This is a genomic window from Qipengyuania sp. NPDC077410, assembly GCF_044543405.1.
Classification (GTDB): domain Bacteria; phylum Pseudomonadota; class Alphaproteobacteria; order Sphingomonadales; family Sphingomonadaceae; genus Qipengyuania; species Qipengyuania pacifica.
The window spans coordinates 896,768-910,517 of record NZ_JBITWB010000001.1 but is presented as its reverse complement, the minus strand read 5'-3'; the positions used below and the strand labels follow the sequence as shown (position 1 = coordinate 910,517).

At 60.6% G+C, this 13,750-nt stretch carries 15 protein-coding genes; 9 read left to right on the top strand and 6 right to left on the bottom strand.

The window, feature by feature from the left end:
- The first annotated feature begins 6 nt into the window (after positions 1-6).
- The 6 genes from ACIGGE_RS04470 (at position 7) to ACIGGE_RS04445 (ending at position 3,647) form a co-directional block, all read left to right on the top strand.
- Positions 7-264: an RNA-binding S4 domain-containing protein gene (locus ACIGGE_RS04470; RefSeq protein ID WP_397489553.1), complete on the top strand. Its 258-nt coding sequence runs from the start codon at positions 7-9 to the stop codon at positions 262-264.
- Positions 265-314: 50 nt separating this feature from the next.
- On the top strand, positions 315-653 hold the full coding sequence (fdxA, locus tag ACIGGE_RS04465; protein ID WP_103024715.1) for a ferredoxin FdxA: 339 nt from the start codon (positions 315-317) through the stop codon (positions 651-653).
- A 252-nt stretch (positions 654-905) separates the two neighbouring features.
- On the top strand, positions 906-1,439 hold the full coding sequence (locus ACIGGE_RS04460; RefSeq protein ID WP_103024716.1) for a CarD family transcriptional regulator: 534 nt from the start codon (positions 906-908) through the stop codon (positions 1,437-1,439).
- Between the two features lie 161 nt (positions 1,440-1,600).
- Complete coding sequence (locus ACIGGE_RS04455) at positions 1,601-2,338, top strand: head GIN domain-containing protein (protein WP_397489552.1); 738 nt, start codon at positions 1,601-1,603, stop codon at positions 2,336-2,338.
- 108 nt (positions 2,339-2,446) lie between these two features.
- A complete protein-coding gene (locus tag ACIGGE_RS04450; protein WP_397489551.1) occupies positions 2,447-3,265 on the top strand; it encodes a head GIN domain-containing protein in 819 nt (272 codons plus the stop codon).
- Between the two features lie 55 nt (positions 3,266-3,320).
- Positions 3,321-3,647 carry a hypothetical protein gene (locus ACIGGE_RS04445; RefSeq protein ID WP_103024719.1) on the top strand — a complete coding sequence of 109 codons (327 nt, stop codon included), beginning with the start codon at positions 3,321-3,323 and terminating at the stop codon, positions 3,645-3,647.
- Here ACIGGE_RS04445 and ACIGGE_RS04440 read toward each other — a convergent pair whose 3' ends face one another.
- Positions 3,648-4,577: an L-threonylcarbamoyladenylate synthase gene (locus ACIGGE_RS04440; protein WP_397489550.1), complete on the bottom strand. Its 930-nt coding sequence runs from the start codon at positions 4,575-4,577 to the stop codon at positions 3,648-3,650.
- Positions 4,578-4,623: 46 nt separating this feature from the next.
- On the opposite strand from ACIGGE_RS04440, the gene ACIGGE_RS04435 reads away from it, so the two are divergent.
- Positions 4,624-6,363 carry an acyl-CoA dehydrogenase gene (locus tag ACIGGE_RS04435; RefSeq protein ID WP_397489549.1) on the top strand — a complete coding sequence of 580 codons (1,740 nt, stop codon included), beginning with the start codon at positions 4,624-4,626 and terminating at the stop codon, positions 6,361-6,363.
- Position 6,364: 1 nt separating this feature from the next.
- Here the strand turns inward: ACIGGE_RS04435 and ACIGGE_RS04430 are convergent, their stop codons facing one another.
- Entirely contained in the window at positions 6,365-7,897 is a 1,533-nt protein-coding gene (locus ACIGGE_RS04430; RefSeq protein ID WP_397489548.1) for a PQQ-dependent sugar dehydrogenase, read from the bottom strand.
- Here ACIGGE_RS04430 and ACIGGE_RS04425 point away from each other — a divergent pair.
- Positions 7,896-8,378: a GAF domain-containing protein gene (locus ACIGGE_RS04425; RefSeq protein WP_397489547.1), complete on the top strand. Its 483-nt coding sequence runs from the start codon at positions 7,896-7,898 to the stop codon at positions 8,376-8,378. The two genes, ACIGGE_RS04430 and ACIGGE_RS04425, sit on opposite strands and share 2 nt — an antisense overlap.
- A gap of 117 nt (positions 8,379-8,495) precedes the next feature.
- Entirely contained in the window at positions 8,496-9,377 is an 882-nt protein-coding gene (locus tag ACIGGE_RS04420; protein ID WP_397489546.1) for a glycine zipper 2TM domain-containing protein, read from the top strand.
- Here the strand turns inward: ACIGGE_RS04420 and ACIGGE_RS04415 are convergent.
- The 4 genes from ACIGGE_RS04415 to ACIGGE_RS04400 all read right to left on the bottom strand — a co-directional run bounded on the left by ACIGGE_RS04415 (position 9,374) and on the right by ACIGGE_RS04400 (position 13,700).
- Complete coding sequence (locus ACIGGE_RS04415) at positions 9,374-11,716, bottom strand: fimbria/pilus outer membrane usher protein (protein ID WP_397489545.1); 2,343 nt, start codon at positions 11,714-11,716, stop codon at positions 9,374-9,376. The two genes, ACIGGE_RS04420 and ACIGGE_RS04415, sit on opposite strands and share 4 nt — an antisense overlap.
- A 40-nt stretch (positions 11,717-11,756) precedes the next feature.
- Positions 11,757-12,494: a fimbria/pilus periplasmic chaperone gene (locus tag ACIGGE_RS04410; RefSeq protein ID WP_272020252.1), complete on the bottom strand. Its 738-nt coding sequence runs from the start codon at positions 12,492-12,494 to the stop codon at positions 11,757-11,759.
- Between the two features lie 51 nt (positions 12,495-12,545).
- Positions 12,546-13,031: a spore coat protein U domain-containing protein gene (locus tag ACIGGE_RS04405; protein WP_158246662.1), complete on the bottom strand. Its 486-nt coding sequence runs from the start codon at positions 13,029-13,031 to the stop codon at positions 12,546-12,548.
- Between the two features lie 171 nt (positions 13,032-13,202).
- Positions 13,203-13,700: a spore coat U domain-containing protein gene (locus ACIGGE_RS04400; protein WP_221596813.1), complete on the bottom strand. Its 498-nt coding sequence runs from the start codon at positions 13,698-13,700 to the stop codon at positions 13,203-13,205.
- Positions 13,701-13,750: the final 50 nt, after the last annotated feature.

Below are 13,750 nucleotides of genomic sequence, written 5' to 3'. Positions count from 1 at the left end.
GCCCGTGTGAGGATCGACAGGCTGCTGTGCCATTTGCGCTTCACACGAACGAGGAGCGCGGCACACAGGCTGATCGACGAGGGCCATATTCGCCGCAACGGCGAACGCGTCAGGCGCTGTTCGCGCGACATCGTCGAGGGCGACATCCTCACCTTGCCGCTCGGTGACACGGTAAAACTGATCGAAATCCTCGCGTTGCCGGAACGCCGCGGGCCGCCCCGGGAAGCACAAGCCTGTTATCGGGAGCTTGACCCCAACGGATAATCCGCCCTAGCAGCGCGTTCAGGCAAACAGTTCCAGGGATTACGCCACCAATGACCTATGTCGTCACCGACGCCTGCATCAAGTGCAAGTACACCGATTGTGTAGAGGTGTGTCCGGTCGATTGTTTCTACGAGGGCGACAATATGCTCGTCATCAATCCCAGCGAATGCATCGATTGCGGCGTTTGCGAGCCCGAGTGCCCCGCTGAAGCGATTCTCCCCGACACGGAAGATGGCCTGGAAAAATGGCTTGAACTGAACACCAAGTTCAGCGCCGAATGGCCCAACATCACCCAGTCGAAAGAACCGCCGGCCGATGCCGACGAGCACAAGGACGAAGAAGACAAGTACGACAAGTACTTCTCGGCCGAGCCCGGCGAAGGCGACTGATCGCTTGCGGCCGTTGCCGCTCTCAGTTGAACGCTGCATCCTTGCCAATTGCGATTCGCAATTTTGTTGCGGCTGTGCTATATAATGCAACAACTGAGCCGGCTTGCTCCCGGCCAGGTGAGATAATTGAAAGGGCACGCCGCTTCCAGCAACGTCACAACCGGGTTTACACTGCACTCTCGCATGGGTCGCAGTCGGGCCTTTCTTGACGCTGCTGCCTTCGCGCCGCGCTCCGACGAAAGGAAAGATTGCATGGCTAGCAAGCCTGATGCCTTCGACGTTGGCGATTACGTTGTTTACCCCAAGCACGGTGTGGGCCGTGTCATCGAGCTCCAGAGCGAAGAAATCGCCGGCATGCAGCTCGACCTTTATGTCCTCCGCTTTGAAAAAGAACGCATGACGCTGCGCGTTCCGGTCAACAAGGTCGAATCCATCGGCATGCGCAAGCTGTCTTCCGACAAGACGCTCAAGGAAGCGATGGAAACTCTCAAGGGCAAACCCAAGGTCAAACGGACCATGTGGAGCCGCCGTGCGCAGGAATACGAAGCCAAGATCAATTCGGGTGAAATCGTGCTGATCGCTGAAGTGACTCGCGACCTCTTCCGTCCCGACGACCAGCCGGAACAAAGCTATTCCGAACGGCAGATCTTCGAAGCCGCGTCCAGCCGGCTCGCGCGCGAACTCGCCGCAATGGAGAAGACGGACGAGCCGACTGCGCTCGAGAAAATCCTCGACGTGCTGCGCGAACATGCGCCGCAATATTACGAGAATGCCGAAGACGCGTAACACGCAAGATCAATCGAACACGTAAGGGGCGCCATGTGGCGCCCCTTTTCGTTGGCGCCACTCCGCCCATAATCCGCAAAGCGATTACATTTGTCGACGAACGTGTTGGACGTGGTTGTTCCGCGGTGCGAATGATGCAGTCTGCAATTTGGAGACTGCACATGGTACGCACTTTGACGATAGCTGCACTCGCGCTGGCAACCGTTACCGCCATCCCGACAACGCCCCTGCTTGCAGAAAAGACATGGCGCTCGACACTGGATGACGGCCGCCTGATCGGCGAGACGAGCACTGCCACGCAGCGCTTCGAAAAGGTCACTCTGGCAGGCAACGACACGGTGTCGGTCACGCGAGGCAATCAGTGGCGAATCCGCGCCTCCGGCAGCCCAGCCGTGCTGGCCGAACTGCGTTATGTCGTCGATGACGGGCAATTGGTCATCGGCCGCCGCTGGCGCCGTGAACCGATAAAGGGCACAGCCAGAATCGAAGTCACCGCGCCATCTGTCACCTCTGCCACGCTTGCTGGATCGGGCAATCTCATTGTCGATAGCATGAGCGGATCGGATATCGGCGCCACGGTTGCTGGCTCCGGTACGCTGGAGATCGGCCGGGTGAAAGCTTCGCATCTGTCAGCAGCAATTGCAGGGTCAGGCGACCTGAAGATCGTAGGCAATGCAGAGGACAGCAGTATCAATATCGCCGGGAGCGGGGATATCGATGCAACGCGCCTTCGTGTCGGTCGATCGGCCGTATCGATCGCGGGATCGGGCGGTGCCAGGTTCCGCGCCGACGGCCCGGTGAAGGCAAGTATCGTGGGTAGCGGCAGCGCCATCGTTACGGGAACCACTGACTGCTCCCAGACCCGCATGGGATCTGGACGTCTGACCTGCTCACGCTGAGCCGCATCCAAATCGGATGACCGAATACAGCATTCTTACCTTGTTGATGATCAAGCACTGTATTATATCAGCAATACGGACTGCCGCAGCGAGAGGAATACTACACCGATGATCCACCGAATTCTGAAAGGCCTTGCCCCGCTCGCAGCCTTGGCTGGAGCAGCACTTGTAACAGGGTGCGACAACATGAACATCCACATCGGCGATGGCGACGGTGTGCCGCTGGCCGAGCTGGATATGAGCGGTGCCGCACCGACCGAACTTGTTCTTGCCGGACCGGACAAGGTTATTGTGACCGAAGGCGAAAAGCTGGACATCGCCGTGTCCGGAGAAGACGCGGCAGTCGACGCGGTGCGTTTTTCGCTCGACGAGGGCTCTTTGGGCATAAGCCGCGCCAAGGATATGGGCAAAATCGGTGGTGTGGCCACCGTTCGGGTGACGATGCCCAGCCTTACGGCGATGGTGCTTGCAGGATCGGGCGATATCGAGGCCGCCTCCATGCGAGGCAAAGCCGATGTCACCATCGCTGGATCGGGGAAAGCCAAGGTCGCCCGGTTCGACGCTGATTCACTGGATCTGACCATTGCTGGATCGGGAAGCTTCGAAGGCGCCGGAACCGTCGATATGCTGGATATGACCGTAGCCGGATCCGGCAAGGCCGATATGGCCGGCCTCAAGGTCGGCAATGCCGACATATCCGTCGCCGGCTCAGGCGATGCCGAATTCGCCTCGGACGGCAAGGTTGATGCGAGCATCATGGGCTCGGGAACGATCACGGTAAACGGCCGCGCAGACTGCACAGTAAGCGCGATGGGGTCGGGCGCGCTCAACTGCCGCGATATCCGGACGGCGACACAGGCACCCACTGCACCTGACGCCCCTTCGAGCCCGACTGCGCCGGATGCTCCCGCAGCGCCCGAAACGTAAGTTCATCGACGGCTCACGCTATTTAGGCTAGGCGGCGCGGCGAGAGGATTTCGCCATGCGCCGTCTAGCCTTAATCATTCTGCTGCCTGTAACCCTTGCCTTGCCCGGTTGCCTTGCAAAGACCGTGGTGGATGTTGCCACGCTGCCGGTGAAGGCAGTCGGCAAGGGTGTCGATATGGCCACTACCAGCCAATCTGAAGCCGACGAGAAGCGCGGCCGCGAAATTCGGCGTCGGGAAGCCCGGCTCGCCCAGTTGGAACGGGACTATGACAAGCAGCTCGACCGCTGCAAGGATGGCAATCGCCGGGCCTGCGACGATGCACGCAACAGTTATGCCGAGATGCAGCAGATCATTCCATCGATACCGGTCGAGCCCGAGTGATCAATCGGGCGGAGTGGCGGCACGGCGTAGCCGGTCGTTGATCGCAATCCCCACGCCCACTTCCGGAATTTCTGCAACCGCAATGCGGGGTTTGGCCGACAAGGCGCCATTGTGAAGGCAGGCATAGAGGCGTGACGCCGCTTCCGTGAGATCGCCCTTCTCGGACAACGAGCAATCGCCAGCCAGATCACCGAAGCCGATCAAGAACTCGTCTGGTGCAACTTCTGAAGCCATTAGCCGAACGGGCTTGCCCGGCGCGTAATGGCTCGCAAGCTGCCCCGGCGCTTCGATATTCTTTCCATCTGCCGCCGAGGCCGCGAGAAGTATGGGACCTGGGCGCAAAACGACGACAGATCCATCAGCACGTACCGCCGCGATCGTCGATTCCAGGCCCTTCTCGCACATGCCGCCGTCGATCACCGCGTCGATCCTGCCGTCGAGCGATGCGAGTACATGTGCCGTCGAGGTCGGGCTGATGAAACCGCTGCGATTCGCGGATGGCGCAGCGATCGGCAGACCGCTCTGCTCGAGCAAGGCGCGCATCACAGCGTGCGAGGGCATGCGTATCGCGACCGTTTCAAGCCCCGCTGTCACGGCCTCGGCAAGACCGGCATCCTGGTGGCGCGGGAGCACAAGGGTGAGCGGCCCCGGCCAGTTCTCTGCCGCCAGCTTCTCCGCCACGTCGGAAAAGTCGGCCAGCTTGCGCGCCAGTTCCAGCGATGCCACATGGACGATGAGCGGATTGAAATCGGGCCGACCTTTTGCGCTATAGATCCGCGACACCGCCTCGTCGTCATCGGCCCGCGCGGCAAGGCCATAGACCGTCTCGGTCGGTACCGCGACGAGACCTCCATCGCGCAATATCCGTGCGGCGCGCGTAATTTCGTGCGCATCTGTCCCTATCGTTTCCGTAACGTATTTGCCGCTCATGCCCGCGCGCTATATCTCGTTCGGCACAAAGCCAAGAGGATTACCCGTGACCTACACCCCCGCCACCCAGGACCAGTTGCTCGCCATCCGCGTAAACGCCGGAATCGACGATCTGGCGAACAGCGAAAAATTTGCCGCCGCCGAACCGGATATGGTCGAGGCGATCGTAGCTGGCATCGGCGAATTTGCTGCTGGGGAATGGGCGCCCCTCAATCGCATCGGCGATATCGAGGGCGCAAAGCTGGAGAACGGTGTGGTCCGCCTTCCTGACGGATTTGCCGAAGCCTATGCGCATTATGTCGAACAGGGCTGGAATGCCATTTCCGGACCGGTCGGGTTCGGCGGACAAGGCCTGCCGTTTACCCTGTCCTGCAATGTACTCGAAAACCTCGGCACGGCGAACATGGCCTTCAACCTGCTTCCGATGCTGAGCGTTGGCGCCATCGAATCGCTCGACCATCATGGCTCTGCGGAACTTCAGGAAAAATACCTTCCCAAACTGGTGAGCGGCGAATGGTCGGGAACTATGAACCTGACCGAGCCTCAGGCTGGTTCGGATGTCGGTGCACTGCGTACGACCGCCAGACCCATCTCGGAGGGAGAGCACGCAGGAAAGTATCTGATCAAGGGTCAGAAGATCTACATCACCTGGGGTGAACACGATCTCGCCGAGAATATCATCCACCTTGTACTCGCCCGTCTGCCCGACGCGCCTGAAGGTACGCGCGGTATTTCGCTGTTCGTGGTGCCGAAGTACCATGTGAAGGAGGACGGGTCGCTCGGATCCCACAATGACCTGCGATGCGTAAGCATAGAGCACAAGCTCGGCATCAACGCCTCGCCGACCTGCGTCATGAGCTATGGCGACAATGACGAATGCATCGGCGAACTGGTTGGTGCCGAAAATCGCGGCCTGATGGCGATGTTCACCATGATGAACAATGCGCGCATAAACGTCGGCAATCAGGGGGTCCAGATCGGCGAACGGGCGACGCAGCAAGCCTTTGCATACGCGCAAGAACGCGTGCAATCCGCACGCGCCGGATCGCCCGACAGATCATCAGTGGCCATCATCGATCATCCCGATGTCCGCCGCATGCTGCTAAGAATGAAGGCCCTCACTGAAGGCGCGCGTGCGCTGCTGTATTATACAGCGGGACAGGTCGACCGCGGGACGCTGGGCGATGCCAGCGCGCGTATGCGCGGCGAGGTTCTCACCCCGCTGATCAAGGCCTGGGGAACCGATATCGGTATCGAAGTGGCAAGCCTGGGCGTCCAGGTCCATGGCGGCATGGGCTTCATTGAGGAAACGGGGGCCGCACAACACTGGCGCGATTCGCGCATTGCGCCGATTTACGAAGGCACGAACGGTATCCAGGCCGCCGATCTCGTCACCCGCAAGCTCGCGCTCGACGATGGTGCTGCCTTGGCGACGCTGGCGGCCGACATTGCCCGAGATGCGCAGGACGAACCGACGCTTGCTGCGCTTGCTGCCGATTGCGACACAGTGGCGAAATGGATGCGCGCTGATGCCAGCGTAGACGATCGCCTTGCCGGGTCGGTTCCCTTCTGCACCATGCTCGCAGTGGCCGTTGCCGGGTGGCAATTGCTGCGGCAGCTGCGGGCGATACAGGACGGTGCTGCGCCGGAGTTGGCGGCTACCAAGGCCGCTAGCGTTCGGTTCTTTCTCGACCGGATCGTGCCCGAGGCACGCGGCCTGACCGCGGCAGCGACCGCAGGAGCCGAATCGCTTTACACGCTGACCGCCGAGCAGTTGGCGGGGTAGGCTATTCCGCCGTCACCCGGCGCGCGTAATCGTCTGCACCGAAGGTAGCTTCCTGTCCCCGCAGTTCGCGCTGCGGGGGCAAACGGTCACCGGTGATCCGGCCGATTGCGCCCTGCCCCTGTGCACCGGGGGCGAAGACACGCCAGATGATTCCGGCGGTGTCGTCGGACACGAGCAGAGACCCATCGCCCGCCCATTCGACCCAGGTCGGACGACCACGCGTCGTCCCATCGTCTTTGAGGAAGCCGGTCAGCACGGGCACGGGCTTACCGGTAGGGTTCCCGCGCTCGTCGAATGCAACATAGACGACGTCATAACCCGACGGCGGCTTGCGGTTCCAGGACCCATGCTGGGCGACGAATGCCCCGCTGCCGAACCTGTCGCCCATCTTTGCGCCTTCTTTACTGAAGACAAAACCGAGGGCAGCCACGTGCGGTCCCAGGGCATATTCGGGGGTACGTACGTAATTGATATATTCAGGGATCGGATATTTCACGCGGCGATCGAAGTTGTTGCCGTAATAGACCCACGGCCAACCATAATTCGCGCCGATCGGCACATTGGTCAGATAATCCGGCACCAGGTCAGAACCGAGCATGTCGCGTTCGTTGACGGTGGTCCATAATTCTCCGGACCATGGGCTGAAATCGAGTCCATTGGCATTTCGCAAGCCGCCTGCGAACATGCGCTGACGGCCAGTCTCAAGGTCGATTTCCCAGATCAACGCACGGCCTTCTTCGGCTTCGAGACCCTTGTCGGCAATGTTCGTATCCGACCCGACAGCCGCGTAGAGGCGGTTGCCGTCGGGATGCAGCGCCAGGTTGCGCATCCAGTGTCCGCCCCCGGGCGCAAGACCGGCAATCTTTCGTGGTTGGCCCGATACACGAGTGGCCCCCAGCTCGTAAGGATAGGCAAGCACAGCGTCGTTGTTCGCGACGTAGAGCGTGCCATCACCCCAGGCCAGACCGGATGGAGAGTTGAGGCCATCCAGCAGTACCTGGCGAATCTCGGCTTTGCCATCGCCGTCTGCATCGCGAAGCAGAACGACCTGGTTCGGCGATTCTCCGGTGGCACCTGCGCGCGACATCAGCAGATTGGCAATCCATCCGGTGATACCGCCACTCTCTTCGCTCTTCGGGGCGCGCGTCAGCGAAACGAGGATGTCGCCATTTGGCAGTGCCTGCAGGGTACGCGGATGATCCAGCCCTTCCGCAAACCGGTTGACTGCAAGCCCTTCTGCAGCGGCGGGAACTTCGTTGGCAGCCCATCCCACCGGCTTGGCGACCGCGACAGTGGGAATGCTTTCCGCATTCGCTTCCTGCAATGTCGGGTCGGTCCCGACGACATCATCGAACGGAACATCGGCCGTATCACCGCGTGTGAGGAAATAACCCGCGACGGCAACGACCAGCAGGATGACAACGAGCGCGATGCCCAGTTTCTTGAGAATACTCATGCGCACCGGATAAGCGACCGCGCGCCGCGGAGCAATGGGGCTTGCGAGCCGCCAGTTCGCCGCTACATCGCCCGGCATGTACGATTTTCGCCCTGCTCCCGATACGCCCAAGCCCGAAACCTACCGCCAGCTGCTCGATGCAGCCGATGCGCTGACCGCGGGCGAACCGGACGCGGTGGCCAATATGGCGAATATCGCGGCCTTGTTGTGGGATTTCCTGCCGGATCTGAACTGGTCGGGCTTTTACAGGGTCGTGGACGGGCAATTGGTGCTTGGCCCCTTCATGGGTCGCCCGGCCTGTATCCGCATTCCGCTCGGTCAGGGTGTCTGCGGCATAGCTGCGAGCGAAGGCAAGACTCAGCTCGTAGAAGATGTGCACGCCTTCCCCGGCCACATCGCCTGCGATGCGGTAACCAATTCCGAGCTCGTTGTGCCCGTTGCGCGCGATGGCCATGTCATTGCGGTGATCGATCTCGACAGTCCGAAACCGGCCCGCTTCGACTCTGAAGACGCCGCGGGCATCGAGGCCGTCGCAGCCATGTTATCTACGCGGATCTGACAACCCCTGCCCCATCACGGCACACCCGCGAGCGCGCTTTTGCGCGCGGGTTGGCGGCTGCTAACGAATGGCGATCACGAACGGGCTCGAGTCGAGTCGCCCGAAGGAGCACGCATCATGAACGCCCGCGCCGCCATTGTTCTTACTGTCTCCAGTCTGGCGTTGATTCCGTTCGGCGCCTTGGCACAGAGCACCATACCCTATGAGGTCGGGCATTATGAATTCGCACAGCCCTTGCCGGAACTCGATGATGATGTCGTCACGGAAACGGTGACAGAGGACGCAGCGGAAGCCGAACAAGCTGTGCAGAGCAACGCAGCCCCCGTCTTCGTGAGCAATCCGACGATCCAGACGATCGATCCGTCGGATTTAGCATATGCTGGCAATGAAACCGTGCCGGCGGCTCGCTCCATCCCTGCCCGCGCAGGTGCCGATTTCGTTACCACGTCAACACCGGAAGCAGGGCCCGCTCCCGTGATCTATCGCGATGCGTCCCGTAGCGCGCCGACGCTTGGTACCAGTCGGACGGAAAATGTCCCGGGGACGACCACTTACAATGCCGCGACCTATCTGCCGGCGGGTGGTCAGGTTGTTGCCTTCGATCGGTTAGCCTGGCTGGATGAATGCCGCGCTCGCCTGGACACGTATGACAATGAAAGCGAGCGCGGAAAGGTTATGGGTGCCTTGATCGGGGGTGTCGCCGGAGGCGTTCTGGGCAACCGCATCGCCGGCGCGGGCAATCGCACCCCAGGTACTCTCATCGGTGCAGGCGCAGGCGTTGCCGCAGGCATGGCCGTTGGCGATGCCATCGACGATCGCAACCGATCGCGCAGCGACAGCTACGGGCAATGTGAAGCCTATCTCGACGATTACATGCGCAGTGTAACCGCCGAAGCGGGAAGCGTTCAGTACGTTCAGCCCGGGCAGTACATGCTGGTGCCGGTTACCGTTTCGGTGCCTCAACGAGTAATTTACCGCGAGCGTACATCGGGCAACTAATCCTTGAGCGCGATGGCGCGTGATGTGCAATGCGCCACAAGTTCGGGCATTTCGAAGCTGTCGGGATCGAATTTCGGCAAGCCAGTCCGGCAGTTGTCGCGCACATCTGCCCCAGGGGCGATCCAGTCATCGGTGGACAGGCCGTTAAAATCCACCAGGCCATCAAACGCGACCATGTATTCACGGCCCGATGGCAAGGCCACGATGGTGCTGCCGACCGGTAAAGGTTCGCCGCGTTCATCGATTACTCGCAGCAGCACGGACCGATACGCCTCTATATCCATATCGACCAGAACCACGCCACCGCGCGATGCCTGCATCCTGCGGAATGTGGACCTTGCTACGGCGGCCGAAGGAAGCTTGTCGGGGGCGATATCGAACTGCATCGGTACGAGAGGGGTGATGCGCGTAACCAGCAGCCGCCCGCTGTCGTCCGAACGGCCGACTTCCCGATGCTCATGGGTCACCGTAACGCCCCCCACGTTGCCGGTGCGCACCAGCGCATAGGCATCCGATGCCCTGTCCCTGGCAAAGATCCGCTTGTCGGCGATGACCAGCGATCCTTCCGCGCGCACGCGCGCCGCAACATTCCCCGCCGCATATTCGGCATCCGCTGCCACGCGCGCAAACGGCGCGCGATAAGCAACCGTCCCCGCATACCGCGAACGCTCGCCGACCCTCGCATGTGCGGCATAGCCGAACTCGCCAATTTCGGTATCTGGCCGGAAATAGCTGAGCTGCGCGGCCACAGTCTCCGCCGCCGTGTGCTGCAACGATGCGCTGGCGCTCGTGCGCGGCCCGAACCTCATGTTGAGATTGAGCCCCGCCACAAGTTCACTACGACCCGCGGACTTGCGAAAGCTGACATCGGCTGCGAGCGTCACCCGGTCGGTCAGTTCATGACGCGCCGCCGCGCGCAGAACGGTTGTTTTCTCCGCCGAAATCAGTTGCGACGGATCGAAAGGCCTCGACAGGCGAGCTAGAGAGAACTGAAATCGTGTTGAATCGGCAAGGTCAAAATCCAAAGACCCTATGAATTGTCTGGGGACCGGGCCGTCGCCGGACTGGGCCGCAATGTCGCGATATCCTTTGGTCGGCAGCACTGCCTCTACACGGCCGGAGACACCCCTCCCGACCGATTCGGCACCGAGCTTCAACAGAGCTCCCATTTCACGAGAAGTGCGGCTGTACCGCGCCTCGCCGTAAAGCATGGCCACCGCGCCAATTGTGCCTTGCGCCTGAGCGCCCACATTCCACAGTCCGACGCCCGCTTCGCCGGACATGCCGATGGTGAGTGACCTTGTCAGTCCTCTTCGGACGTAGAACGTTCCGACAAGGTCTCGATAGTCATTGCTACGTGTACCGAATCTTCGTCGGATCCAGCCGGTGGCCGCCCCCCACTGGCTGAGGCCTTTGTCCAGCATTTCCGGGGCGGTATAAATTCGCGCTGTCTGGACCGTCTCCTGCCCAAGTTCATCGCGCAAGACGACGGACACTTCGCCACGCCCCGCGGCCATCGGGATGTTGTGGACGCGAAACTCGCCCGCCTCGATCTCCGAAGACTGGAAGCGGCGGTCGTTGACGATTAGATCGACGGATGTCGGTACTGCCACCTGCCCTCGAAATTGTGGCAGCGGATTGGTGATGAGATCTAGCCTGAGCGCGAAATCTGAGCCGATTTGTATGCCGCCAACCCGGAGCGGGCGCTGCACTTCGCTACCTAGGGTGATCACGTCGCCAGCACTGATCAGAAGAGCCTTTTCGGGCAGGGCAAGTGTCGCCGTTGTGTTGAGGCGAACCAATTTGTCCTCCGAAGCGTCTACGTTCGTGCGATAGGTGAAGGCACTGCCAAGGATGAGATTTCCGTAAGTCACCCGTGGCGCGACATATGCGCCCAAATCGCTTTTGCCACCGGATCGGGTGGCGGTCAGGCTGTAATCGACGATCCCGGCGAGGAGAGGCGACATCTCTCCGGGGTCATAGTTGCGCCGCGCAACATTTACGTCGTTGGGCCCATCGCCTTTTCGATATCTCTTTACCGTGAGCTGCTGGGTGATCCGGTCGAATTCGAACCGGGCTATCTGCATTGTCTTGAGTTTGAGATATCCGCTACTTTCCTCTTCTATAGGTAGGCCAGCAGCCACCGCGGATTCGGCCAGAATGGCAAGCTCACCATCGATCCACTTGAGGTCGACCATGCGTTTTTGCTCAACGCCGTCGACGAAGATCGCACTCAGCCCGGGCCCATCTTTTTCGGCCTCCACGGCACTCTTTAGAGTGAGATCCCTTTCGATCGCAAACGGATCGTTCGCTTGGGCGAACAGGCTGACGGGCGCCATGAAGACGCCCGTCGCAACCAGCCAAGCCGCAGCGAATGATTTAGCTGCAGATAACAGGGACCTGGACACGCTGCGTGTCACCCTCGATACGCGCCTGAAGGGTTAGCGGTCCTGTGGGACACCCTGCTGGCAGCTTCCATTCGAGCCATGAGCCGCCGTGGACATAATGGAGCGATGCACCATCGATTTCGACCGGTGAATTAACCGTGTTGGTAAGGGCCAAACTAACCATACGAGCGGATTGTTGACCGCGATTTGCGACGCGCAACGTGTCGCCATTAACGGTCCATGCTAGATCGGCGGGGCTTGCCGCCGCTCGGTCCACGAACATCGGAATAGTAAAGCGGATGCGCGTCATCGCGGTACCGCTTTGCGCCTGCTCGGGATCAGGTAGCTGATCAATCGCCACTCGATAACGGCGTTCACCCTCAGGCGGGAGCGCGCGGCGTTGTACGCGAAAGAATTGCGTATCGCCGGGCTGAATGACCACGATCGCCGGTGAAACGAGTACATCCGTCGTAGGGGCATAGACATCTTCGCCATCGGATTGTGTCCAGTCGAATGCCCTGACCTGGATACCGATCGGTCGATCCGAAGGATTGATAACCCGGAGCGTCTCCTGCATTTTCTCACCATCCATCTCGAGGCGGAGCGGCGCTACCGTTACGCGCGCCGACGGAGCCGATGAGGTAGCGTTGGCCGGCGCCTCCTGGGCAAGCACTCCGCTAGACGGTATGAGGGAAGCAGTAGCCAGTATGGCTGCGAGACATGTTTTCATGATTGGCTATCCGGAGTGGCGACCGGCGGGCCGAAGCCCGCCGGACGAGGATCAGAAGGTAACCGTGACGGCAACCGAGTCCGAATAAGTGTCGGCCGCTACGTTGCCTGCAGTCGAAGGAATGCGACCGCCGATAGTGAGCGTCTGCGCACTGCCAGTCCCGGTCCCAGCCGCGATGGCATTGTTGACCGCGAGAAGCGTCCCCGAAGCAGGAACACCGAGATAGAGGCTGTACGGAATCTTGTCCGTGCCCGAGCCGGCCATGTAGCGCTGGCCCGAAACGGCGTTCCCGCCTGCACCCATAGTTACGTTGAAGTCGGAACCGTCAGTGCAGGTGAGCGACATCGAGGTGCTGGTATCGTGGTTGGCGCCGTTGAGCACGCCAAGTCCAGTCCAAGCCAGTGTAGCGTCGCTTACCTCGCATGATTCGAGGACTTCGGCGGTGACGGTCAGAGTGGCCGAGTTGGTACCAGCAACGGCGGGCGTTGCAGCGACCACACCGGCAGCACTGGCGGCGACCAGAATAATCTTACGCATTTGTTGATCTCCTAAACCCTGTTCCAAGCGGGTGATTCGGAAAATACTTACCGGCGGTATAGATTCCGTTAAGCAGCCCGCGGGGGTTCGGATTGACAGCGCGTCCGAGCGGATCTCACCACTAAAGTATTGATTCTACGAGTGGCAAAAAGGTGTGGTGGGAGAGATGCGCTAGAATTCGACGGTTACTGTGACGCTGTCTTCATAGCGTCCGGTCACAGCAGACCCGTCGAAGGTCAGTTCGCCATAGACGGGAAAAGCGATCGATCCGGTCGAGCCTGAATTGCCGCGAACCTGCCCTGCACGTTGATCGGTCCAGCGGCGGGAATAGGCTGGATCGGAGTAGAGATTGTATCGCATATACGCACCGCTCGTCGCATTGCGCATTCGGCGGTTGATGCCTTGGCTGTGCTGGCCACGGTCCATGGAGATCGCAAAATCGAGATTGGCGGTACACTGAACATCGACCGCACCTGTGGAGCGCAGGGTTCCTCTCGTTCCGATGATCAAGCCAAATGCGACGTCTGTAGTCGTGACGGTGCACCCGTCGACGATTGCCACATTGACCTGGAGATCGGCCGCATTTTCCCGCGCCTCAGCGGGAGTGTGAGCAGCGCCAAGAGCTGCCGCGCCGATCAATATCGGACAAAGGCGAATGGGAAGTGCCATAGCAGGTCAGTAGTGACCCGTATTGCACCATTAGGGTAAACAAAGGGTTT

Bases quoted from the DNA above. Each gene is read 5' to 3' on its own strand.
- fdxA (WP_103024715.1), top strand. From the start codon at position 315: ATGACCTATGTCGTCACCGACGCCTGCATCAAGTGCAAGTACACCGAT.
- ACIGGE_RS04460 (WP_103024716.1), top strand. From the start codon at position 906: ATGGCTAGCAAGCCTGATGCCTTCGACGTTGGCGATTACGTTGTTTAC.
- ACIGGE_RS04455 (WP_397489552.1), top strand. From the start codon at position 1,601: ATGGTACGCACTTTGACGATAGCTGCACTCGCGCTGGCAACCGTTACC.
- ACIGGE_RS04450 (WP_397489551.1), top strand. From the start codon at position 2,447: ATGATCCACCGAATTCTGAAAGGCCTTGCCCCGCTCGCAGCCTTGGCT.
- ACIGGE_RS04445 (WP_103024719.1), top strand. From the start codon at position 3,321: ATGCGCCGTCTAGCCTTAATCATTCTGCTGCCTGTAACCCTTGCCTTG.
- ACIGGE_RS04440 (WP_397489550.1), bottom strand. From the start codon at position 4,577: ATGAGCGGCAAATACGTTACGGAAACGATAGGGACAGATGCGCACGAA.
- ACIGGE_RS04425 (WP_397489547.1), top strand. From the start codon at position 7,896: ATGTACGATTTTCGCCCTGCTCCCGATACGCCCAAGCCCGAAACCTAC.
- ACIGGE_RS04430 (WP_397489548.1), bottom strand. From the start codon at position 7,897: ATGCCGGGCGATGTAGCGGCGAACTGGCGGCTCGCAAGCCCCATTGCT.
- ACIGGE_RS04420 (WP_397489546.1), top strand. From the start codon at position 8,496: ATGAACGCCCGCGCCGCCATTGTTCTTACTGTCTCCAGTCTGGCGTTG.
- ACIGGE_RS04415 (WP_397489545.1), bottom strand. From the start codon at position 11,716: ATGGCGCCCGTCAGCCTGTTCGCCCAAGCGAACGATCCGTTTGCGATC.
- ACIGGE_RS04410 (WP_272020252.1), bottom strand. From the start codon at position 12,494: ATGAAAACATGTCTCGCAGCCATACTGGCTACTGCTTCCCTCATACCG.
- ACIGGE_RS04405 (WP_158246662.1), bottom strand. From the start codon at position 13,031: ATGCGTAAGATTATTCTGGTCGCCGCCAGTGCTGCCGGTGTGGTCGCT.
- ACIGGE_RS04400 (WP_221596813.1), bottom strand. From the start codon at position 13,700: ATGGCACTTCCCATTCGCCTTTGTCCGATATTGATCGGCGCGGCAGCT.